General features: G+C 72.0%; 21 protein-coding genes. 9 read left to right on the forward strand and 12 right to left on the reverse strand.

Annotation, left to right across the window (positions count from 1 at the left end):
• Nucleotides 1-11: 11 nt before the first annotated feature.
• A complete protein-coding gene (locus tag AB0C27_RS40905; protein ID WP_357856230.1) occupies nt 12-815 on the forward strand; it encodes a hypothetical protein in 804 nt (267 codons plus the stop codon).
• A 105-nt stretch (nt 816-920) separates the two neighbouring features.
• Here the strand turns inward: AB0C27_RS40905 and AB0C27_RS40910 are convergent, their stop codons facing one another.
• Together AB0C27_RS40910 and AB0C27_RS40915 are read right to left on the reverse strand one after the other, a co-directional pair.
• Nucleotides 921-1,367 carry an NUDIX domain-containing protein gene (locus tag AB0C27_RS40910; protein ID WP_357856232.1) on the reverse strand — a complete coding sequence of 149 codons (447 nt, stop codon included), beginning with the start codon at nt 1,365-1,367 and terminating at the stop codon, nt 921-923.
• 10 nt (nt 1,368-1,377) lie between these two features.
• The gene (locus AB0C27_RS40915) at nt 1,378-2,346 is read right to left on the reverse strand and encodes a DUF523 and DUF1722 domain-containing protein (RefSeq protein WP_357856235.1); all 969 of its coding nucleotides are present in this window, start codon (nt 2,344-2,346) and stop codon (nt 1,378-1,380) included.
• A 170-nt stretch (nt 2,347-2,516) separates the two neighbouring features.
• Between AB0C27_RS40915 and AB0C27_RS40920 the strand changes: the two genes are divergently transcribed.
• Both AB0C27_RS40920 and AB0C27_RS40925 read left to right on the forward strand, forming a co-directional pair.
• Complete coding sequence (locus tag AB0C27_RS40920; protein ID WP_357856238.1) at nt 2,517-3,398, forward strand: TIGR03620 family F420-dependent LLM class oxidoreductase; 882 nt, start codon at nt 2,517-2,519, stop codon at nt 3,396-3,398.
• Between the two features lie 52 nt (nt 3,399-3,450).
• A complete protein-coding gene (locus tag AB0C27_RS40925) occupies nt 3,451-4,413 on the forward strand; it encodes an SDR family NAD(P)-dependent oxidoreductase (protein ID WP_357856241.1) in 963 nt (320 codons plus the stop codon).
• Between the two features lie 16 nt (nt 4,414-4,429).
• Here AB0C27_RS40925 and AB0C27_RS40930 read toward each other — a convergent pair whose 3' ends face one another.
• On the reverse strand, nt 4,430-5,062 hold the full coding sequence (locus tag AB0C27_RS40930) for a DUF47 family protein (RefSeq protein ID WP_357856244.1): 633 nt from the start codon (nt 5,060-5,062) through the stop codon (nt 4,430-4,432).
• A 13-nt stretch (nt 5,063-5,075) separates the two neighbouring features.
• Nucleotides 5,076-6,026, reverse strand: coding sequence for an inorganic phosphate transporter (locus tag AB0C27_RS40935; RefSeq protein WP_357856247.1), 951 nt, complete (start codon nt 6,024-6,026; stop codon nt 5,076-5,078).
• Nucleotides 6,027-6,216: 190 nt separating this feature from the next.
• Here AB0C27_RS40935 and purU point away from each other — a divergent pair, with 190 nt between their 5' ends.
• Nucleotides 6,217-7,071 (forward strand): formyltetrahydrofolate deformylase, encoded by an 855-nt coding sequence (gene purU / locus AB0C27_RS40940; RefSeq protein ID WP_357856251.1) that lies wholly within the window; start codon nt 6,217-6,219, stop codon nt 7,069-7,071.
• Here the strand turns inward: purU and AB0C27_RS40945 are convergent.
• On the reverse strand, nt 7,068-8,051 hold the full coding sequence (locus AB0C27_RS40945; protein WP_357856254.1) for an NADP-dependent oxidoreductase: 984 nt from the start codon (nt 8,049-8,051) through the stop codon (nt 7,068-7,070). The two genes, purU and AB0C27_RS40945, sit on opposite strands and share 4 nt — an antisense overlap.
• 97 nt (nt 8,052-8,148) lie before the next feature.
• On the opposite strand from AB0C27_RS40945, the gene AB0C27_RS40950 reads away from it, so the two are divergent.
• Complete coding sequence (locus tag AB0C27_RS40950) at nt 8,149-8,766, forward strand: helix-turn-helix domain-containing protein (protein ID WP_357856384.1); 618 nt, start codon at nt 8,149-8,151, stop codon at nt 8,764-8,766.
• On the opposite strand, the gene AB0C27_RS40955 is transcribed toward AB0C27_RS40950, so the two are convergent.
• The 3 genes from AB0C27_RS40955 to AB0C27_RS40965 are packed head-to-tail and all read right to left on the reverse strand — an operon-like array spanning nt 8,767 to nt 12,003.
• Nucleotides 8,767-9,117 carry a VOC family protein gene (locus AB0C27_RS40955; protein WP_357856257.1) on the reverse strand — a complete coding sequence of 117 codons (351 nt, stop codon included), beginning with the start codon at nt 9,115-9,117 and terminating at the stop codon, nt 8,767-8,769.
• A gap of 5 nt (nt 9,118-9,122) precedes the next feature.
• Nucleotides 9,123-9,914, reverse strand: coding sequence for an AraC family transcriptional regulator (locus AB0C27_RS40960; RefSeq protein ID WP_357856259.1), 792 nt, complete (start codon nt 9,912-9,914; stop codon nt 9,123-9,125).
• A gap of 31 nt (nt 9,915-9,945) precedes the next feature.
• Entirely contained in the window at nt 9,946-12,003 is a 2,058-nt protein-coding gene (locus AB0C27_RS40965; protein ID WP_357856262.1) for a prolyl oligopeptidase family serine peptidase, read from the reverse strand.
• Nucleotides 12,004-12,286: 283 nt separating this feature from the next.
• Here AB0C27_RS40965 and AB0C27_RS40970 point away from each other — a divergent pair, with 283 nt between their 5' ends.
• Genes AB0C27_RS40970 through AB0C27_RS40980 form a run of 3 tightly spaced genes read left to right on the forward strand, consistent with a single transcriptional unit; the run spans nt 12,287 to nt 13,860 of the window.
• Nucleotides 12,287-12,793, forward strand: a complete 507-nt coding sequence (locus tag AB0C27_RS40970; protein WP_139634404.1) for an HNH endonuclease — start codon at nt 12,287-12,289, stop codon at nt 12,791-12,793.
• A 47-nt stretch (nt 12,794-12,840) separates the two neighbouring features.
• Nucleotides 12,841-13,638: a GNAT family N-acetyltransferase gene (locus tag AB0C27_RS40975; protein WP_357856264.1), complete on the forward strand. Its 798-nt coding sequence runs from the start codon at nt 12,841-12,843 to the stop codon at nt 13,636-13,638.
• Nucleotides 13,639-13,656: 18 nt separating this feature from the next.
• The gene (locus AB0C27_RS40980) at nt 13,657-13,860 is read left to right on the forward strand and encodes a zinc ribbon domain-containing protein (protein ID WP_357856267.1); all 204 of its coding nucleotides are present in this window, start codon (nt 13,657-13,659) and stop codon (nt 13,858-13,860) included.
• A gap of 1,240 nt (nt 13,861-15,100) precedes the next feature.
• Here the strand turns inward: AB0C27_RS40980 and AB0C27_RS40985 are convergent.
• The 3 genes from AB0C27_RS40985 to AB0C27_RS40995 form a co-directional block, all read right to left on the reverse strand.
• A complete protein-coding gene (locus tag AB0C27_RS40985; RefSeq protein WP_357856270.1) occupies nt 15,101-15,601 on the reverse strand; it encodes a WYL domain-containing protein in 501 nt (166 codons plus the stop codon).
• Between the two features lie 208 nt (nt 15,602-15,809).
• On the reverse strand, nt 15,810-17,648 hold the full coding sequence (ilvD, locus tag AB0C27_RS40990) for a dihydroxy-acid dehydratase (protein ID WP_357856273.1): 1,839 nt from the start codon (nt 17,646-17,648) through the stop codon (nt 15,810-15,812).
• Between the two features lie 124 nt (nt 17,649-17,772).
• The gene (locus tag AB0C27_RS40995) at nt 17,773-18,588 is read right to left on the reverse strand and encodes a thioesterase family protein (protein ID WP_357856276.1); all 816 of its coding nucleotides are present in this window, start codon (nt 18,586-18,588) and stop codon (nt 17,773-17,775) included.
• 68 nt (nt 18,589-18,656) lie between these two features.
• Between AB0C27_RS40995 and AB0C27_RS41000 the strand changes: the two genes are divergently transcribed.
• Entirely contained in the window at nt 18,657-19,376 is a 720-nt protein-coding gene (locus AB0C27_RS41000; protein ID WP_357856279.1) for a TetR/AcrR family transcriptional regulator, read from the forward strand.
• Here AB0C27_RS41000 and AB0C27_RS41005 read toward each other — a convergent pair.
• Complete coding sequence (locus tag AB0C27_RS41005; RefSeq protein WP_357856282.1) at nt 19,361-20,188, reverse strand: nuclease-related domain-containing protein; 828 nt, start codon at nt 20,186-20,188, stop codon at nt 19,361-19,363. The two genes, AB0C27_RS41000 and AB0C27_RS41005, sit on opposite strands and share 16 nt — an antisense overlap.
• Between the last annotated feature and the right edge of the window lie 63 nt (nt 20,189-20,251).

The following is a 20,251-nucleotide window of genomic DNA, read 5'->3' on the forward strand; positions in this document are numbered from 1 at the left end:
ACGGTGGGTGCGTGGGCTACAACGATCTGTTCCGTGACCTCGACCACAGCGCCAGCGTCCAGGCGGCGGGCATCAGACGCGGCTACGGCGGGCCGCCCGCCCGCACCGTCAACGCCAGGTCGGGCCTGACCCGGCTGCGCTGCGCCTCCTTGCTCAAGCCGCTCTACGCCTGGATGAGCGCCGCCCACATCCCCGACGCCGAGCGGTGGCGCCGCCACGCCGAGCCCGCCGTCGTCGTCTCCTCCAACGCCGACACGCTCAACCTGTGGCTCTCCGTCGGCCCCCGCGTCATCCTCGACGACCTGCGCGAACGCACCGGCGTGGCCTGGACGCCGCCGAACGGCGACCAGTCCAGATTCGGCTCGGTCGAGGTCGCGGCCGAGGAGGTGGCCACCGCCTACGCGGTGCTCGCCCAGGCCGCCGCGGCGGGCGACCCGGTGGCCGGGACCGTGCTCGGCTGGATGGGTGACGTGGGCGACGAGCAGACGTTCGGCGCCCGCGACGCGCTGCGCTCGCCCAAGGCGGCGGTCAAGTGCGGCTGGTACGGCTCCCCCGAGGAGACCTGCCTGCGCACCCACGCCGTGGCCGTCCTGCCCCGCGGCGGCACCAGGGTCACCGTGGTCGTCGCGATGACCGCGCTGCCCTACGTGGACGCGCACGCGCGCGAGGTCTACCGCGACCGGATCGGCAAGGGGCTGCCGGTGGAGGAGGAGCACGAGAAGGTGTCGGGGGCGCTGCTGCGCGACCTGATGGCCACCACGCTCGAAGAACTGGGCCACCAGAGCGGAGGGGCCGGGCGGGCCGGCATGCGCTGACGGGGCGACGGGAGAGCGAGGGCCGGCGTGCGCTGACGGGCGACGGGAGAGCGAGGGCCGGCATGCGCTGACGGGGCGACGGGAGAGCGAGCGGTCCTGAGCGCCTTACCGTCGCTCGCCCACGAGTTCCGCCACGACCGCCGCCAGCTCCGGCGGCTGCACGTCCCCGGGCAGTTCCGCGGCCCACAGATGGCCGCGGAAGGCGCCCAGTTCCTCCTCGGTCAGGCGCCCTGGACGCACCTCCGGGCGGGCCTCGGCGAACCTGGCCAGGTAGAACGGCTCGCGCTTGACGTACCGCACGCCCAGCCAGCGGAAGTCCCGCCCGACCTCGACGCAGCGATCGTCCAGCACGGCCGAGCCCGGCAGCCCGGTCTCCTCCTCCAGCTCCCGCCGGGCGGCCTCCAGCGGCGTCTCACCCGCCTCGACCCCGCCGCCGGGCGGCTCCCAGACGTCCACCTGGTCGACCTCGTCGTACCAGTGCATCAGCAGCACCCTGCCGTCGCGGTCGAGGCACACCACCCGCGCGGCGAGCCGGTCGTTGAGCGCGTTCACAGGGTGAACGTTATCCCCGGGCGGGGACGTGGTTACGCAGCCGCAGGTCGTCGGGGTAGGGGGAGAAGTATGTCTGGTCGCGTACGTACGCCGCCGCCTCCCCCCGCGCGTGATGGAGCAGCAGCGTCGTGGGCACGCTCAGCGGCACCAGGCCCGCCTGGTAGGAGTCGATCACCTCCACCAGGTCGGCCCGCCGGACCGGATCGAGCGCGAGCATGCCGAGACAGTGCTGCAGCACGTTGACGTTCCTGCCCGGGGTGGCCTTGGTAGCGAGCGCGCGCTGGAACACCTCGGCGTAACGGGCGCCCACCTCCTCGCGCGGCAGCGACCCCGCCCGCGCGACCACGCGGCCCGCCTCCCGGTAGAGCTGGGGATCGTGCGCGAGCACCTGCATCTTGTGCCGGGCGTGGAAGGCGACCAGGTCACGCGGCCGCCAGTCGCCTTCGAGCAGCGCGCGCAGCCGGGCATGCGCGAAGACACGCTCGACGAAGCTCTCCCGCAGCAGCGCGTCACGCAGGCGGCCCTCGTCCTCGACCGGGAGCAGCGGGTGATGTTCCATGACGATCCCGGCGAACAGCCCCCGGTTGCGCCGGCCGAGCGGCGGCCCCTCCTCGGGGTAGAGGGGCACGCCGTGGATGCCGCAGGTGGGGCTTTTGGACTTGAACACGTATCCGTCGACGTCCAGCTCGGCCGCCCGCCGCTCGGCCAGCGCCGTCATGCGGTCGGTCAGGTCCTCGTGCGTCGCCCGCGTCACGAGCCGGGGGCCCTCGCCCGACAGCTCCTGGCGCAGGGTCTCGCGCGGGGTGCCGAGACCCGCCTCCATCTCGGGGCAGACGGGCACCCAGTCGACGTACGGGGCCAGGACGTCGGTCAGGAAGCGGTCGCGGCTGTGCCCGCCGTTGTATCTGACCAGCTCACCCACCAGGCAGGACGACACGCCCACCCGAGGACGCCCGCTCGCTCCTGACGTGGTGCTCACTCTCTCTTCCTGCCCCGAAGCGCCCTCTTCCTGCCCCGAAGCGGGGCAGCGGGCGACCAAGTTCAGGGAGATCACGCCAATTCTCGCCCCCGCCGGGGACGCGGCCGAGGCTCCTGGGTACGGTCCCATCGCGATCACGTACGCGGACAGCACAGGCGAAGGGGGCGGTCGTGGAGATCGGGCGCGTCGGAGTGTGGCATCCCATGGTCGGGCAGGCGCCCGCGGCGGAGGGGCGGCGGGCGGCGGCCGAGATCGAGGCGCTGGGATACGGCTCGATCTGGGTCAACGAGGGCTACGCCGGCAAGGAGCCGTTCGCGAGCGCCGCCGTGCTGCTGGCCGCCACCGAGCGCGTCACCGTCGGTACCGGCATCGCCAACCTGTGGGCCAGGGACGCCATGGCCATGGCGGGCGGCGCGGTGACGCTGGCCGACGCCTTCCCCGGCCGGTTCCTGCTGGGCGTCGGCGTCAGCCACGGCGCGCTGGTCTCCCGCCGCGGCCACGACTACGGCAAGCCGCTGACCGCCATGCGCACCTACCTGGACGCCATGGACGAGGCCGAGCGCATGCTGCCCAAGGGCGACTGCCCCCGGCTCCTGGCCGCGCTGCGGCCGCGGATGCTGGAGCTTTCGAGAGAGCGGGCGGACGGCGCCCACACCTACTTCGTGCCGCCCGAGCACACCGCGCAGGCCCGCCGGATCCTTGGCACGGACCGGCTGCTCATCCCGGAGCAGGCGATCGTCCTGGAGAGCGATCCGGCCCGCGCCCGCGCGACAGCCCGCGCCCACATGGACACGTACCTCAAGCTGCCGAACTACCTCAACAACCTGCGCACGCTCGGCTTCACCGACGACGACCTCGCGGACGCGGGCTCCGACCGCCTGGTGGACGCGATCGTGGCCTGGGGCGGCACGGAGGCCGTCGTCGAGCGCGTGCGCGCCCACCTCGACGCGGGCGCCGACCACGTCCTGCTCCAGCCGCTCTCGCCGCAGGGGCCCGACCTCGCCGACGCCGTCGCCCAGCTCACCCGGCTGGCTCCCGAGCTGGGCCTTTGACCGTCCGGATGGGGTTTGACCTGGAGTGCGCTCCAATTCGTACCGTGGAGGCATGACCACACCACAGCACAAGATCGGGTCCGGGTTCGGCGCCAGGAGCACCGCTGAGGAGGTCCTGCGCGGGATCGACCTGTCCGGGAAGCTGGCGATCGTCACCGGCGGCTACTCCGGCCTCGGCCTGGAGACCACGCGCGCGCTCGCCGGCGCCGGCGCCCACGTCGTCGTGCCCGCCCGGCGCCCCGAGGCCGCCAGGCAGGCGCTCGGCGACATCGACGGGGTCGAGGTGGACGAGCTGGACCTCGGCGACCTCGCCAGTGTCCGCGGCTTCGCCGAGCGTTTCCTGGCCACCGGCCGCGACGCCGACCTCGTCATCGGCAACGCGGCGATCATGGCCTGCCCGGAGACGCGCGTCGGCCCCGGCTGGGAGGCGCAGTTCGCCACCAACCACCTCGGCCACTACGCGCTGGTCAACCTGCTCTGGCCGGCCATCGCCAGAGGCCGCGGCCGGGTGGTGGCCGTCTCGTCCGCCGGCCACCGCCGCTCCGGCATGCGCTGGGACGATGTCATGTTCGAGCGCGGCTACGACAAGTGGCAGGCGTACGGGCAGGCCAAGACCGCGAACGTGCTGTTCGCCGTGCACCTCGACGCGCTCGCCCAGGCTTCTGGCGTACGCGCGTTCGCCCTGCACCCGGGCGGCATCCTCACCCCGCTCCAGCGCCACCTGCCCAAGGAGGAGATGGTCGCGCTGGGCTGGATCGACGAGGAGGGCAACGCGCTGCCGGCCAGCCTTAAGACGCCCGAGCAGGGCGCCGCCACCCAGGTGTGGGCGGCGACGTCACCGCAGCTGGACGGCATGGGCGGCGTCTACTGCGAGGACTGCGACATCGCCGAGCCGACCACCGAGCCGGACGCGCCGTCCGGCGTGCGCCCCTACGCGACCGACCCCGGCCAGGCCGCCCGCCTGTGGGCGCTGTCGGCGGAGCTCACGGGCGTCGACGCGTTCGCGTCCAGCTAGCGGCGTCCTTCTCGGCTCAGCGCTTCATCGCGCCGTCGGCGATGGCGTCCGCCGCGTCGCCGATGGCCACGCCGACGATCTCCAGGCGGCGGACGAGCTCCCGCTCCTTCATCGCCTCGGGCGTGATCTCCCCGGAGAAGATCCGCGAGATTTCGTACTGGTACATCCGCCGGATGGCGCCGCCCGCCTTCTTCGCCTCCAGCGCGTCCTGGGCCACCACGGACGGGCGGGAGGCGAGGTCGCGCACGGCGTTTTCCAGCGCGTCGATGCCCACGATGACCTGGTCGAGCAGCGGGGTGAAGCGGATCTGGTCGGGCACCCGGTAGAGGTGCGACTCGCGGACGAAGTCGCGCAGCGAGTCGAGCACGTCGTCGATCGAGCGGGAGAGCCGGAACAGGTCCTCCCGGTCGATGGGCGTGACGAGGGCGGTCTTGAGCTCGTCGATCAGGCGACTCCGCTCCTCGTCGCCGAGATGTTCGATCGTCCGCATCTGCTCGTGCGCGCCCGTCCTGCCCACCTCGCCGCCGATCATGGCCATGGCCAGCCAGGCGCCTTCCTTGGTCGCTTCGAGCTGCCCGAGCAGCGCCTCAGTGAGCGCACTGTCCATGCGACCGGTCATCAGGTCTTTGATCCGCCGCAGCCGCTTCACCACCTGGCCCCTTTCACGAGAGTCTCACGCTAGCGAATCCCTTCACCAGCAGGGCCAGGGCCCAGCCCAGCAGCCCGCTGGCGGGAAGCGTCAGCACCCAGGCCGTGGCGATCTTGACGGCGGCGTACCAGCGGACCCGGCCGCCGCCCTGGGAGACGCCCGCGCCGATGAGACCGCCGGCGATGGCCTGCGTCATGCTCACCGGCATGCTCGCGACGGCGCAGCCGATCACCGCCGCGCCCGCGGCCAGCTCGGCCGCGACCCCGTGCGGAGGCCGGGAGACGATGATCTCGCGCCCCAGCGTGCGGCCCGCCCTGGGCAGGCCGTAGAGGGTGCCGAGCCCGAACAGCACGGCCACCAGCACCGTGTACGGGAGCGGCGCGCCGGTGAACCCGACCGCGATCATGAACACGGCCAGCATCTTCTGCCCGTCGTTGGCGGCGTACGCGACGGTCTGCAGCAGGAACCCGACCCAGTGCCAGCGCCACAGCCTGCGTGCCGTCGTCGTCTTCACCAGCAGCCGGATGATCATCCACGCGGCCAGCCCGCCCACGAACGGCGCGGCCACGCCGAACGCGAGCACCAGCGCCACGGAACCGGGCGAGACCGGCAGCCCCCACCCCAGCCCGGCGCCGGTGAGGCCGCCCACGACGGCCAGGGTGAGGCTGGTCGGGCGGCCCTTCGCGCTGAGCACCGTCACCACGGAGAGCGACGAGACCACCGCGATCGTCATCGCGATCCGCCCGCCCGGCTCGTCGAAGGAGGCCAGCCGCGTCACGAACGTCAGCGCCACCTGGTGGGTGAAGAGCGGGACCACCGCCACCAGCGTGACCAGAGTGAGAATGCCGGTGGCCGGGCGGACCGTGGGCAGCTTGAGCCCCGTCACGAGGAGCGCACCACCGTCGTTGACCCCGGAGACGACGGCGAACAGACCGGCGACCACCACGAGTATGACCGCGTCCAAAGGCCCCCCGAATACGTTACGACACCGCGTTATGACTAATAAGTACCCTAGATCTGCTCAATGATGGACAACGGGGGGACGAGGACTCGCTTACCCCCCGCTCCCGGTACGCTCGACCGTGGCCGCAGACCGGTACTCTGCCCGGCAGTCGCACGACGCCGCCACGTCCGAGCCCGCGAGAGTGAAAGCCATGACCAGCCCCGCCGAATACATCCTGACGCTGTCCTGCCCCGACCGGCCCGGTGTGGTCGCCGCCGTCTCCGGCCTGCTCGCCGGGCACGGATGCAACATCATCGAGAGCCAGCAGTTCGGCGACCGGGTCGGGCAGCGCTTCTTCATGCGGGTGCAGTTCGCGGCGCCGCTGGGCGAGGACGAACTCAACGCGGCCTTCGCCGCCCTCGCGCCCGACTTCGCCATGGAGTTCAAGCTGCGTGACGTGGCCAGGAAGCCGCGCGTGCTGATCATGGTGAGCAGGTTCGACCACTGCCTGAACGACCTGCTCTACCGTGTCCGGTCGAAGGCGCTCGACATCGAGATCGTCGCCGTCGTCTCCAACCACCCCGACCTGCGCCCGCTCACCCAGTCCAACGGGATCGACTACCACCACCTGCCGGTCACCCCCGAGACCAAGCCGAAGCAGGAGGCCGAGGTCCTCGCGCTGGTGGATCACTACCAGGTCGACCTCGTGGTGCTGGCCCGCTACATGCAGGTGCTCTCCGAGGACCTCTGCGCGAAGCTGGCCGGCCGGGCGATCAACATCCACCACTCGTTCCTGCCGTCGTTCAAGGGCGCCAAGCCGTACCACCAGGCCCACAGCCGCGGGGTCAAGCTCATCGGCGCGACGGCCCACTACGTGACCGCCGACCTGGACGAAGGGCCGATCATCGAGCAGGAGGTGGCCAGGGTCAACCACAGCCACTCCCCTGAGGACCTGGTGGCGATGGGGCGCGACGTGGAGTGCGTGGCGCTGGCCAGGGCGGTCAGGTGGCACGCCGAGCAGCGGGTGCTGCTCGACGGGCACAAGACCATCATCTTCCCGCGCTAGGTCTGCTGGACGGTCACCACCAGCTTGCCGCGCACGTGCTCCCGCTCCCAGCCGGTGTAGGCCCGCGCGGCGTCCTCCAGCCGGTAGCGGCGCCCGGCGGTCGGGGCCAGCACTCCCCGCATCGCCAGTTCGGCCACCTCCTCCAGGTCGCCGGGCCTGGCCGTCGCGTACAGGGTCTCGAACCCCGTCCCAGGGGCGGGGCTCGGGAACGCGACGGTGAACAGGCCGCCGCCGGGCCGCACGACCGGGGTCAGCGCCGGCAGGTCTCCGCCCGGCAGAGCCAGGTTGACCAGCGCGTCGAGGCCGCCGGGATGGCGGCGCAGGGTCTCGGCGCCGACGTCGGCCGAACGGTCGATGGTCTCCGCCGCGCCGAGGCCCTTCACGTACGTCTCGTCCGCCGGGATCGCGGTGGCGATCACGTGGACGCCGCGCGCCGCCAGTAGCGGCACCACGGCGCCGCCCACCCCGCCGGTGGCGCCGACGACCAGGACCTTCGTCCCGGGGGCGAAGTCCCAGGCGCGCAGCAGCGGAAACGCGGTCAGTGCGGCCATGGGCAGGGTGGCGGCGTGCTCGGCGGGCAGGCCGGAGGGGCGCGGGGCGAGCGCCGGGGTGGTGGCCTCGAAGACGGCGTACTCGGCCATCGTCCCCGTCGTGAAGGGCGGGGGATCGCAGAGCAGGCGCGCCAGGGCGCCCGCCGACCGCGAGAGGCCGAGCCCGAAGATCTCGTCGCCGGGGACGAACCGGTCCACGCCCGCGCCGATGGCCGTCACCGTGCCGGCGAAGTCGCTGCCGAGCACATGCGGGAAGGTCAGCGGCACCCGCTCCTTGAACACGCCGCTCACCAGCCGCAGGTCGGCGGGGTTGAGCCCGGCCGCCGCGATGCGTACCTGGACCTGGCCAGGGCCGGGTTCCGGGATGGGCAGGTCCGCCAGGCGCAGGGTTTCCGCCCCGCCGTACCGGGTCGCCGTCAATGCCTTCATGAGACCTCCACTAAACGGACCGTGTGGTCAGGTTGCTGTCGGGCAGCATAGTATGACCGCGCGGTCCGGTTACGGTAGGGTCCCTGTCGTGGGAGCGATGAGAGCCGACGCCGTACGCAACCGGCGGCTGCTGCTGGACGCGGCGGCGGCCGAGCTGGCCGAACACGGCACCGAGGTCTCCATAGCGCGCATCGCGGCGCGCGCCGGGATCGGCAAGGGTACGGTCTTCCGCCACTTCGCCACCAAGGAGCAGCTACTGCTCGCGATCTTCAGCGATCAGCTCGACGGCCTCTCGGCCACGGGCGAGGCGCTGCTTCAGCGGCCCGTTCCGGCGGACGCGCTGCTGGAGTTCATGGCCGCCGCCGTCGAGCTGCAGCTCGCCGACCGGTCCCTGTGCCAGGCGGTCACCGCCGCCATGCGCAGGGAGCCGGTGGTGCGGGCGGCCGGTGACCGGCTGGTCGCGGTCGCCGAGGCGCTGACGGCCCGCGCCAGGCAGGCGGGCGAGGTGCGCGACGACGTGACGGGGGCGGACATCGTGCTGCTGATCAACGCCGTCATGCAGGGCACGGCCCCCGTGAGCGACACGGCTCCCGGCCTGTGGCGCCGCTACCTGAGCATGATCTTCGACGGCCTGCGCCCCGAGGCCGCCCGCCCGCTCCCCGTTCCGGCCCCACAGTCCCTTGCTCCGGCCCTGGCTCCGGGCCGAGCGCTGTGATCAGGGGCGATAGGTGCCGAAGAACCAGGGGTTGCCCTCGGGGTCGGCGCACGCGTACTCGCGCGACCCGTACGGCTGCTCGACCAGCTCCATCGTGATCGAGGCCCCCGCGGCCCTGGCCCGATCATGGTGGGCGTCCACGTCCTCGACGGCCACGTAGATCCCGGGACCGCCGGGCCGGCCCTGTCCGATCATGATGATGTCGTCGCCGACCAGCAGCTCGGCGTGGTTGACGACGCCGGCGTCGTCCTTCGAGCTCTCCCGCACCCGGAAGCCGAACGCGCCGGTCAGGAAGTCGATCGCGGCCTGGCAGTCCTGGTAGCGGGCGAGTGCGTAAACGGTTCGTGTCATGAGCCTCACGATGCCCGGCCGCCGGCTGCGGGTCTTGGAAAAATCTGACCGGGCGTCGTGTCGCCCAGCACCCTGAACTCGCGGTTCATGTGCGCCTGGTCGTAGAAGCCGCAGTCGGCCGCCACCTCGGCCGGAGCCGCCCCCGAACGCAGCCGGCGCACCGCCCGGCCGAACCTGATCACCCGGGCCGCCGTTTTCGGCGGCAGCCCGATCTGGTCCTGGAAGCGGGCCACGAGATGGCGATGGCTCCACCCCAGCGACTCGGCCAGCGACGACACCCCGAGACGCCCGCCCGACTCCAGCAGCCGCGCCCACGCCCACGGCAGCTCCGGCCCCAGAGCGGGGCCCTCCGCGATCCGCTCGCACAGCAGCCGGCCGGCCAGCGCTAGCCGCGCGCGCCACGACGGCGTCGCGGCCAGCCGCTCCACCATCAGCTCCGCCCACGGCCCGAGCAGGTCGCGGGCGGGGAGCACCTGGTTACGCAGCTGCCGCATCGGCAGCCCGTACAGGCGGCGGGCCCCGAACGGCGTCAGGAAGACCTCCACGCCCTCCGTCGGGCCCGCCGTGCGCGTGACGGTGAACCGGTCGCCCAGCCCGCCGCCGAACGCCGTCACGCGCTGCCCGTCGGCCTCCATCGGGCTGCCGAAGGCGAGGATCAGCACGGCTCCGGGCATCGCCATCTCCGACCGGGTCACCGGCGCGGCGTACTGTTCGCGATAGGCGCACAGCCTGGTCACGTATGGTCGCAGCGCGGCACTGGGCACGGCCTCGATCATGGCGAGCCCCGGTGACTCCATGCCTGCCAGGCTACCGACCGGCCGGCGAACCTTACAGGCCCGTGTGCCGGGCCAGGAAGGTCAGCGTGTCGGCGGACAGATCGACGCTCCTGCTCACCGAGCGCGCCCCGTGCCCGACCTCCGTCTCGTTGCGCAGCAGCACGGGCCGGTCGGAGGTCGAGGCGTGCTGCAGCGCCGCGCACGTCTTCCACGCGTGCAGCGGATGCACGCGCGTGTCGGACTGGAAGACGGTGAACAGCGTCGCCGGGTAGGCCACCGACTCGCGGACGTGGTGGTAGGGCGAGTAGCCCCACAGCCAGCCGAACTGCTCGGGATCCTCGGCCGAGCCGTACTCGACGTTCCAGGTGGCGCCGAGCCCGAACTTCTCGTAGCGGATCATGTCGAGCAGCGGCGCGGAGCAGACCACGGCCGCGTACAGCTCAGGACGCTGCGTCAGCGCGGCGCCCACCAGCAGGCCGCCGTTGGAGCCGCCGGAGATGCCGAGCTGCTCGGGCGTGGTGACGCCGGTGGCGATGAGGTGCTCGGCCGCCGCGTGGAAGTCGTCGAACACGTTCTGCTTATGGGCCAGCATGCCGGCGCGGTGCCACTCCTCGCCCTCCTCGCCGCCGCCGCGCAGGTTGGCGATGGCGTAGACGCCGCCCGCCTCCACCCAGGCCAGGATCGAGGCCGAGTAGCCGGGGGACATGGACAGGCCGAAGCCGCCGTAGCCGTACAGGATGGTGGGCCGCGGGCCCTCGGCCGCGCCGTTCGGGGAGATGACCAGCATGCGGACGTCGGTGCCGTCCTTCGAGCGGTAGACCACCTGCTCGGTGCGGACGTCGGGCACCTCGACCGCGCCGGGGGAGGCCGCCCACAGCGTGGTCTCGCCCGTGCCGGCGTCGTAGCGCTGGATGGTGGGCGGCGTGGTGTTGTCGGTGTAGCCGAACCACGCCTCGTGGCCGCCCTCGGGCCGCTCGGAGATGCCGCCGATCGTGCCGAGCCCCGGCGTGGGCACCTCGCCCAGGCGCTCGCCGGTCGCCAGGTCGTGCACGCTGATCTCGCTGATGGCGTGGCGGGTCCAGCCCACCAGCATGACCGGCCGCTCCAGGTCGTCGAGGATCGCGAAGTCGGACAGCACCGCCTCGGGGTCCTCGGGGATCAGGTCGCGCCAGTGGTCGAACTCCGGCGCCGCCGGGTCGCTCACGCACACCCGGCCCCTGCTCGCGTCGCGGTCGGTGTGGACGTAGAGCCTGCCGTCGCGCCCGAAGACGAGCCCCGTCTGCGCGTCCACGCCCTCCTGCACGACCCGCAGCTCCGGCCGGTCGATCGGCGACTCGGTCAGGTCGGCCACCCACAGGTCGTTGCGCGGCGCGGTGCCCTCGTGGGCGGACACCTGCAGCCAGCGGCCGTCGCGCGAGACGGACACGCCGTAGTAGTTGGTCATCTTCAGGCCCTGGCCGAAGATCATCACGTCGTCCTCGGTGGAGGTGCCGACGCGGTGCAGGTAGACGCGGCGGTGGAACTGCGTCTCGTTCTCCGGCACCTCGGTGCTCGGCAGCCTGCGCACGTAATAGAACGCCGCACCGCCCGGCAACCAGGCGATGGGGGAGTAGCGGCACCGGTCGATCGGGCCCTCGACGCGCGCGCCGGTGGTGACGTCGACGACGTAGAGCACCGACTCCTCGTCACCGCCCACCGAGATCTGGTACGCCAGCAGCCTGCCCTCCTTGTCGGGCTGCACCGCGTCGAGCGTGGTGAGCCCGGAGGGGTCGATCGCCATCGGGTCGACGAGCGCCCGCTCGGTCCCGTCGGGCTCGGCCACGTAGTAGACCGCGTGCTCCTGGTCGGGGGTGCGGCGCGAGAAGAAGTGGCGCCCGCCCCGCCAGGCCGGCACCCCGACCGAGCCGGACCGCAGCAGCTCGGCGATGCGGCTCTTGAACCGCTGCGGCCCCCGCTCCTTCGCGAACAGGTCGGCCTGCCCGAGCAGCCAGCCCTTCGTCTCCGGGCTGTCCGGATCCTCCAACCACCGATACGGGTCGGGAACAGGCGTTTCGTGCAGGATGTCGACCACGTCGTCGCGGCGCGCGGTCGGGTACGGCTCTCGGGTCATGTCTCGAACCCTACTGCCAACGGGCATGCGTAAAGCGCTGGTCGAGCGGGCATAAAACGTACCGTGAGTCCCTTTGGTCATTCCGGCAGGAGGTTTTTGGGGTGGCGGGGACCACGGTGCAAACGCCAGACTTGGTGACAGGACGGTGCCGTGGTGACCATCCGCTGGACCGTCCGGCGGAGGTCCACGTGACGGAAGCACTAGTGCCCCAGGAGGGGCCGACAGTCGGGACATGCCGTGGCATGTCCCCTTTGATACGCGCGCAGCAGGAAGAGGCCCGATGATGCGCCAAGTCCTGCTGCTCAATGCCACCTACGAGCCACTGACCACCCTCTCGCTGCACCGCGCCGTGGTGCTCGTGCTGCGGGAGAAGGCCGACGTCGTCCACCGTGACGGCAGGGGCGCGGTGCTGCGCTCCGCGAGCCGCACGCTCGACGTGCCGTCGGTGATCAGACTTCGAAGATATGTCCGCATTCCCTACCGGTCCCGCATCCCGCTGACCAGGGCCGCCCTCATGCGGCGCGACGACTACCGCTGCGCCTACTGCGGGCAGCGGGCCGAGACCATCGACCACGTGATCCCCCGGTCCAGGGGCGGCACCCACACCTGGGAAAACTGCGTCGCCTCCTGCACCACCTGCAACCACAGGAAGGCCGACAAATACCTTGAGGAGCTGGGGTGGACGCTGCGCGTCAGCCCCGCGGTGCCACGGGGCGCCCACTGGCGGCTCATCGGCGCCTCGCTCGTCGGTGACCCGCAATGGGCGCCCTACCTCGAGGCCGCGGCCTGACACAACCGCATTGAGCCGGAGTGCCACCGCCTGACACCATGCCAGGCATGTGGACCTTCACCTCAGACGTCGAGGAGTACGCCGCGGTCGCCGAGCCGTTCCTGCTCGGCGACCCGGTGCGCAACACCGTGCCGCTGACCATCCTGGCCAACCTGCGGGCCGGCATGCCGGCGAAGGACCTGCTGTTCGGCTGGTGGACGGTGGACGGTGAGGTTCTCGGGGCGGTCTTCCATACGCCGCCGCACCCCGTCGGGCTCTTCGCGGTGCCCGTCGAGGCGGTCGGCGCGTTCGTGCGGGCGCGTCACGGCGACCTGCCCGCGCTCGTGGGCCCGCTCGACGTGACCGCCGAGGTCACCCGGCTGCTCGGACCGCCCGACCGGGTGGTCTCGGAACGCCTCTACCGGCTCGGCACGCTCACGGTCCCTGACGTGCCCGGCCGGGGCAGGCCCGCGGTGCCGGCCGACTTCCCGCTGCTGGTGAGCTGGTACCAGGCGTTCGGGGAGGAAGTCGCCATGGGCGAGGGCGACGTCGTCGAACGGGTCGCGCGCCGGCTGGCCGGGCGCGAGCTGTTCGTCTGGGAGTCCGACGAGGGGCCCGTCTCGCTCGCCGCCCTCTCCCCGGCGGCCGGCGGCGTCTGCCGCATCGGACCCGTCTACACGCCGCCGTCCCGCCGCCGGCGCGGCTACGGGGCCGCCGTCACCGCCTTCGCCAGCCGGACCGGCCTGGCGGAGCGCTGCGAGCAGGTCGTGCTCTTCACCGACCTGGACAACCCCACTAGCAACGCCATCTACCAGGCGATCGGCTACGAATCGGTGGCCGACTACGCCCACCTCACCTATCGCTGACCGGGCTAAGCTTGGCGCATGCCGCGTTACGACTTCCGCTGCCGCGCCTGCGGCTCCACGTTCGAGGTGTCCCGCCCCATGTCCGCCTCCGACGATCCGGCGACGTGCCCGGAAGGCCACGGCGACACGGTCAAACTGCTGTCCACGGTCGCCATGACCGGCGGCGCCGCGGCCCCGAAGGCCGGCGGTGGCTGCTGCGGCGGCGGTTGCTGCGCCTCCTGACCCGCCGGCGGTCCCCCGGGAAGCCCGGGCTCGGCGGTCAGGGCGCCGGCCGCTATCGGCCACCGGCCGAGGACGGCCGCGTCGCCCGGCCGCGTCAGCGCGTCCACCGTCAGCCGGGCCAGCCCTTCGACGGTGGTGACGCCGGTCTCCAGGTCGGGGCTGCGCTCTGACAGTACGGCGAGCAGCAGTTCGTGCCCGTGCACCTGGAGCCGTCCCACGCTGTTGACCGTCCACAACCCGTCGTGGGCGTCGGCGGGCAGCCAGCCGTTCTTGAGCGCCGTCTCACCCTCGGGGGCGGCGGCGCTGACTCCCCAGGCCTGCGCGGGCTCCACCGATGACATGAGCTCCATGGCGTAGTGCCGGCTGCGGGCGGTCAGCGGCCCTTCGGGGTCCGTTAGCTGCTCCAGGACCCTGACCTGGTCCGACGGCCGGCTGTGGGTGATCCCCCATGACGTTCCGGCGCCAGGACGGGTGTGCCGGGCGCCGACCTGACGCAGCATCCGGTCCAGCCCCTCCCGGCCGCCTATGGTCAGGTAGAGGTCGCGGGCGCAGTCGTTGTCACTGTGGCGGATCATCCGCGAGGCCAGTTCCCGCTCGTGACCGCTCAGGGGCTCGCCGCCCTTGCCCAGCAGGAACGCCAGCAGGATGTCCACCTTGGCCACGCTGGCCAGCAGGAACGGGACCCGCTCGCGGAAGGCGTACCTGATGCCGGTCGTGCGGTCGTAGACGGCCAGGGCCGCACGCCCTGGACGCTCGCGCAGGTAGCGCCCCAGAGCCCGATCGAGCGCCCGCCGCTCGGCCGGCGGCAGCGCCCTTGCGGCATCCGTCCCCGGCACCCGCCGCGCCACGGCCACCGGACCCGGCGCCAGGTCCGATGCCGTGCCCGTCGTGGTGCCCGTCGTGCCCGTCACCGTGTCCGGCGGCCTGTGCGGCGGCACGGGAGAGCGGGCGTAGGTGACGAGCAGGGCGGCGAAGAGCAAGAGTTGCCGAACGCGCATGCCCGGGAGCCTGCCACCCGCCATCCCAACGACCGGAGACCACCGGGTCAAACTTCACCCAGATCTGCCGCCCGACCCCGACCGGCGGGAGCAGCCCGAAGGACGTCCGCCCGGCCGGAGGGACGCCCGAAACGGGATCTGTCATCCGATCCCCGACCGGCGGGTGCGGCCAGGAGGAGGCCCGAACCCGGACGCGTCGTCCAACCCCTGGTCGGCGGGTGCGACCAGGGGGCCGGACCGGGTCAGGCGGCCGTGATCGCGCGCCGCTTGCGGCGCTGGAAGGGCAGGAAGCGGTCGGCCAGGTGCGGGCGGGACGGGGTGAGCGTCGGCTCGACGGCGATGATCCGGTCGAACCTGAACGCCCTGATCGCCCGGCGCGTCCTGCACACCCCGACCAGATACCAGTATTCGCGGTGGACCAGGCACGTCACCGGCTCGACGTCGCGGGCGGTGACGTGGCCCGAGGCGTCACGGTAGTGCAGGCGGATGTTGAGCCGGCTGGTGATGGCGTCGGCCATGAGCCTGGCCCGGGAGGCCACGTCGGTGGGCAGCGGCTCGGTGAGGGTCGCGAGCGTGGTGGCGATGACGTCGTCGTCGAGCTCCAGGTGCTCGAACGCGTGTTGCAGGCCACGCCGGGCGGTGACGGCCTGCGGCCCCGCGCCGAGGTGGGCGAGGGAGAGTGCGAGTGCGGCGATCTCGGCGGTCGTCAGCGGGCGAGTATCGTGCTTCACGACTGTCGTCATACCCAAAGAATACGGGCGCCCACCGACAATTTTCGAAAACCTGTGCGGCAGACGGCGACATTCCTGTCACCTGCCGCACAGATCACGAACCACCGCGAGAGCCCCCGAACAGGCCGCGAATCACGACGAAAACCCGATCAGGTCGCACACGGCCGCGAGGACCCGGACGGGTCGCGCGGCGCCGCGAGCAACCTGAGCGGGCCGCGCGTCACCGGGAGAGCTGGGACAGGTCGCGGGAGGCACCCGTCGAGGCCGACGTCGTCATCGCCGCGTACGCCTGCAGCGCCACGCTGACCTTCCTGTCGCGGTCACGCGGCCGGTATCCGCCCAGCTCGGCCAGCAGCTTCTCGCGCCGGGCGGCCAGCTCGGCCTCGGGCACGCGCAGCTCCAGCAGCCGGTTGGGGATGTCGATGTCGATGATGTCGCCGTCTTCGACCAGCGCGATGGAGCCGCCCTCGGCCGCCTCGGGTGAGGTGTGACCGATCGACAGCCCGGAGGTGCCGCCGGAGAAGCGCCCGTCGGTGATCAACGCGCACACCTTGCCCAGGCCCCTGCCCTTCAGGAAGGACGTCGGGTAGAGCATCTCCTGCATGCCGGGCCCGCCCTTGGGGCCCTCGTAGCGGATGACGACCACGTCGCCGGCCTTGACCCGCCCGCCGAGGATGCCTTCGACCGCCTGCTCCTGCGACTCGAACACCACCGCCGGCCCGCTGAACGTCCAGATCGACTCGTCGACCCCGGCCGTCTTCACCACGGAACCGTCGCGCGAGATGTTGCCGTAGAGCACGGCCAGGCCGCCGTCGGCGGTGTAGGCGTGCTCGCGGTCGCGGATGCACCCGGCCTCGCGGTCGAGGTCGAGCTCGTCCCAGCGGTTGTCCTGGGAGTACGCCTTGACCGTGCGCACGTTGCCGGGCGCGGCGTGCCACAGCTCGACGGCCTCGGGCTTCACCGAAGGCGAGCGCACGTCCCACGTGGTCAGCAGGTCGGCGAGCGTGCCGCCGTTGACCGTGGTCACGTCGCGGTGCAGCAGCCCGGCCCGGTCGAGCTCGCCCAGGATGGCGGGGATGCCGCCGGCGCGGTGGACGTCCTCGACGTGGTATTTGTCCGTGGCCGGGGCGACCTTGCACAGGCACGGCACCCGCAGCGAGATCTCGTTGATCTCCTTGAGCCCGAAGTCGACCTGGGCCTCGCGGGCGGCGGCCAGGATGTGCAGGATCGTGTTGGTGGAGCCGCCCATGGCCACGTCGAGGGTCATCGCGTTCTCGAACGCCTCGCGGGTGGCGATCGAGCGCGGCAGCACCGACTCGTCGCCGTCCTCGTAGTAGCGGCGGGTGATCTCGACGAGCTGGCGGCCCGCGTCCTCGAACAGCTGCTTGCGCGCCTTGTGCGTGGCCAGGATCGTGCCGTTGCCGGGCAGCCCCAGGCCGATGGCCTCGACCAGGCAGTTCATCGAGTTGGCTGTGAACATGCCGGAGCACGAGCCGCAGGTCGGGCAGGCGTTCTCCTCCATGGTCAGCAGGTCGGCGTCGGAGACCGAGTCGTCGGCGGAGGCGATCATCGGGTCGATCAGGTCGAGCTTCTTGCCGGGCGTCTTGCCGGCCTCCATGGGCCCGCCGGAGACGAAGATCGTCGGGATGTTCAGCCGGAACGCGGCGAGCAGCATGCCGGGGGTGATCTTGTCGCAGTTGGAGACGCAGATCAGCGCGTCCGCGCAGTGGGCCTCGACCATGTACTCGACCGCGTCGGCGATGAGCTCGCGCGACGGCAGCGAGTAGAGCATGCCGCCGTGGCCCATCGCGATGCCGTCGTCGACCGCGATCGTGTTGAACTCGCGGGGGATCGCCCCCGCTTCCCTGATCGCCGCGGACACCACGTCGCCGACCTCGCGCAGATGCACATGGCCCGGGACGAACTGGGTGAAGCTGTTGGCCACCGCGATGATGGGCTTGCCGAAATCGCTCCCGGCTACGCCGGTCGCCCGGAGCAGGGCCCGGGCACCGGCCATATTCCTGCCGTGGGTGACTGTGCGTGACCTGAGGGCGGGCATTGGGCTTCTCCCATCGCTAGCGAGTCCTCACATGTTACGGCCGCCGCCCGGTAACTGAGACAACTGTCCACGTGTCGGACGGCCGTTACCGGATCGTGCCCCGGCCCCGCGCACGCCCGAGCGACTACCGCCGGTCCGGCAGGCGGACGGCGGCGAGCTGGGTGGCCTGGGCCACGAGGCGGCCCTTGTCGTCCCAGACATGCGCCACCTCGTCCATCCTCTCACCCGAGATGTCCGTGGCCGCCAGCCGCACCCTGACCGGCCCGGGGGCGGGCAGCCTGCGCAGATAGGCCGACAGCTGGATCGTCGGCACCCACCCCGACAGCCCCAGGTCGAACGAGACCGGCGGCACCGGGTCCAGCGCCACCAGCAGGCTCAGCGGGTCCCAGTCGGAGCCGTCGGCCAGCCGCTGCCAGCTCGCCATCACCCCGCGCCCGGAGGGGGCGCCGGCGGCGAAGGCCAGGTGCGCGGGGTCCAGCCGCTCCTCGATCACGCCCATCAGCGGCACGCTGAAGCTCGCGCCAGGGGGGTCGACGGTCATGCGGAAGCAGTCCTGCTCGGGCGGGAGCTGAACCGGCTCGTGCGCCGACCACCACGGGTCCGCGTCGTCCAGCAGGCCCAGCGTGATGTGCGCCTCGACCCGGATGCGGTCTTCCTGCACGAGAGCGGCCCTGACCTGGGCCACGGTCCTGCCGACGCGCAGCGTCTCGACCCGTGCGACGGCCGCGCCCGGCTCGGGCGGCTCGATGAACGTGCCGCTGACGGCCGTCACGTGCGGATGCCCGCCGCCGGCCGCGCTCTCGCAGGCGGCCCGGCCCAGTATGGCCAGGAGATAGCCCCCGTGCAGCCGGCTGCCCACGCTCCACTGCGCGTCCAGGGTGGCGCCGAACGCGCCATCCCCGTGCGCCGTCACAGCGGTCGCTTCCTGAAAAATCCCCATATGGAGTACGCCCCTTCCGCAGAACCTCAGATTGACATCGTTAACTTGACGACGTCAATGTGAGATGCGTGAGCACCAGACGGGTACGCGCCAGACGCGGAGAAGGGGCCCTGCTGCGCGAGGAGATCCTGCGCGCGGCCGAGGATCTGCTGGCCGAGGCGGGCACCGAGGACGCGCTCACCCTGCGCGCCGTGGCCGAACGCGCGGGCGTCTCCACACCCTCGGTCTACCTGCACTTCGCCGACAAGGACGCGCTCGTCGAGGCCGTCTGCATGCGGGTCTGGGACGAGCTGGGCCGCGTGTTCACCGGCAACCTCGGCGGCGACCCGTTCCTCGCGCTCGGCAAATGCGCCCGCGCCTACGCCCGTTTCGCCCTCGACCACCCCGTGCAGTACCGGGTGCTGATGCTGCGCCCGTCAGCGGCGCCGGGCGTGCCACCGGCCGCCGAGACGGCCTTCCGCCACATGGTGGCCGCCGTCGCGGCCTGCGTGGAGACGCGGGTGTTCGAAGGCGACCCGGAGAAGCTCGCGCTCGGCCTCTGGTCGGCCGTGCACGGCTGCGTCTCCCTGCTCATCGCCCAGCCGGCGTTCCCCTGGCCGCGCGACAGGGAGGCGCTGCTCGACCACATCGTGCGCCAGGCCGGTTTCGGCGCGGCGGTGTATTCACGGCTGCCCGCCACGCTGCCGCCGAGCAAGGAACTGGCCGCCCGTCTCGACGAGTTCGGCGCGAGACTGGCGGCCGGAGCGGATGAACCTGAAGCGGACGAGCCCGGTCAGTCCTCGCCGTAGCGAGCGGGCAGCGCCTGGGCGGCGATGTCGTAGATGCGGTCGATCTCGGTGGTCGTCAGCGCCCGCTCCCGCTTGGTGATCCACTTACGCGCGCGGTCGCCCTGGTAGACGTCCACGCCGCGAATGGTCATGATCTTCCAGGGCACGGGCGGGCCGTAGATGGCCAGCGACGGCACCACGGCGATCTCGCGGCCGAACGACTCGCTGATCAGCGTGCTGGCCTGCGACGCCTCCCACTTGGCCTCGGTGAGGCGGGGTTTCATGTCGAACGGGCCGTGAAAGAGCTTTTTGCCCATCTGCACGCGTACGGGCAGCCGGCGGTCCCACTTCTCGGAGTCGACCGCGTAGACGCCCGTCGGGCCCACCACGAGGTGGTCGATCTGAGCCTCGCTGCCCGGGATCGCCCGCGCGTGCAGCGTGCGATAGCCGCTGCGTTCGAGCTTGCGCAGTTGCGCCTCGGTGCGCCGCTCAGCCACGGACGACCGCCGCCACGCCGGAACGGAGGAGTTGGAGCGTGCCCGCCAGACCGCCTCGAGAACGGCCGCGATCACGCCCGCGGTCACGCCCACCCGCCAGTCGTGCACGAGGAACCCCACCACCAGACCCGCGGCGACCGCCACGATCAGCCGGTTGCGCAGGCGGCGGAAACGGGGTTGTTGCAGCAGGTCGCGCACGGACGCGCGCTGGAGCGGCGCGTACGTGGAGGTGGGCGCCGAAGGCTTGGCGGCGGCGGTCTGCTCGCTTTCTGGTCGGTCGCTCACCCAGATGGGAGACGCGTTGAGACCGTCTTCTCGCTGGTTGTCGGAGTCCACGTCACTCACCGTAGCCCGGGGATTCGATCGATTCCTAGTGTTGCCGCGTCCATAGTTTTATGG

The sequence above is a fragment of the Nonomuraea sp. NPDC048882 genome (genome assembly GCF_040649755.1).
In the GTDB taxonomy this organism is placed as follows: Bacteria; Actinomycetota; Actinomycetes; order Streptosporangiales; family Streptosporangiaceae; genus Nonomuraea; species Nonomuraea maheshkhaliensis.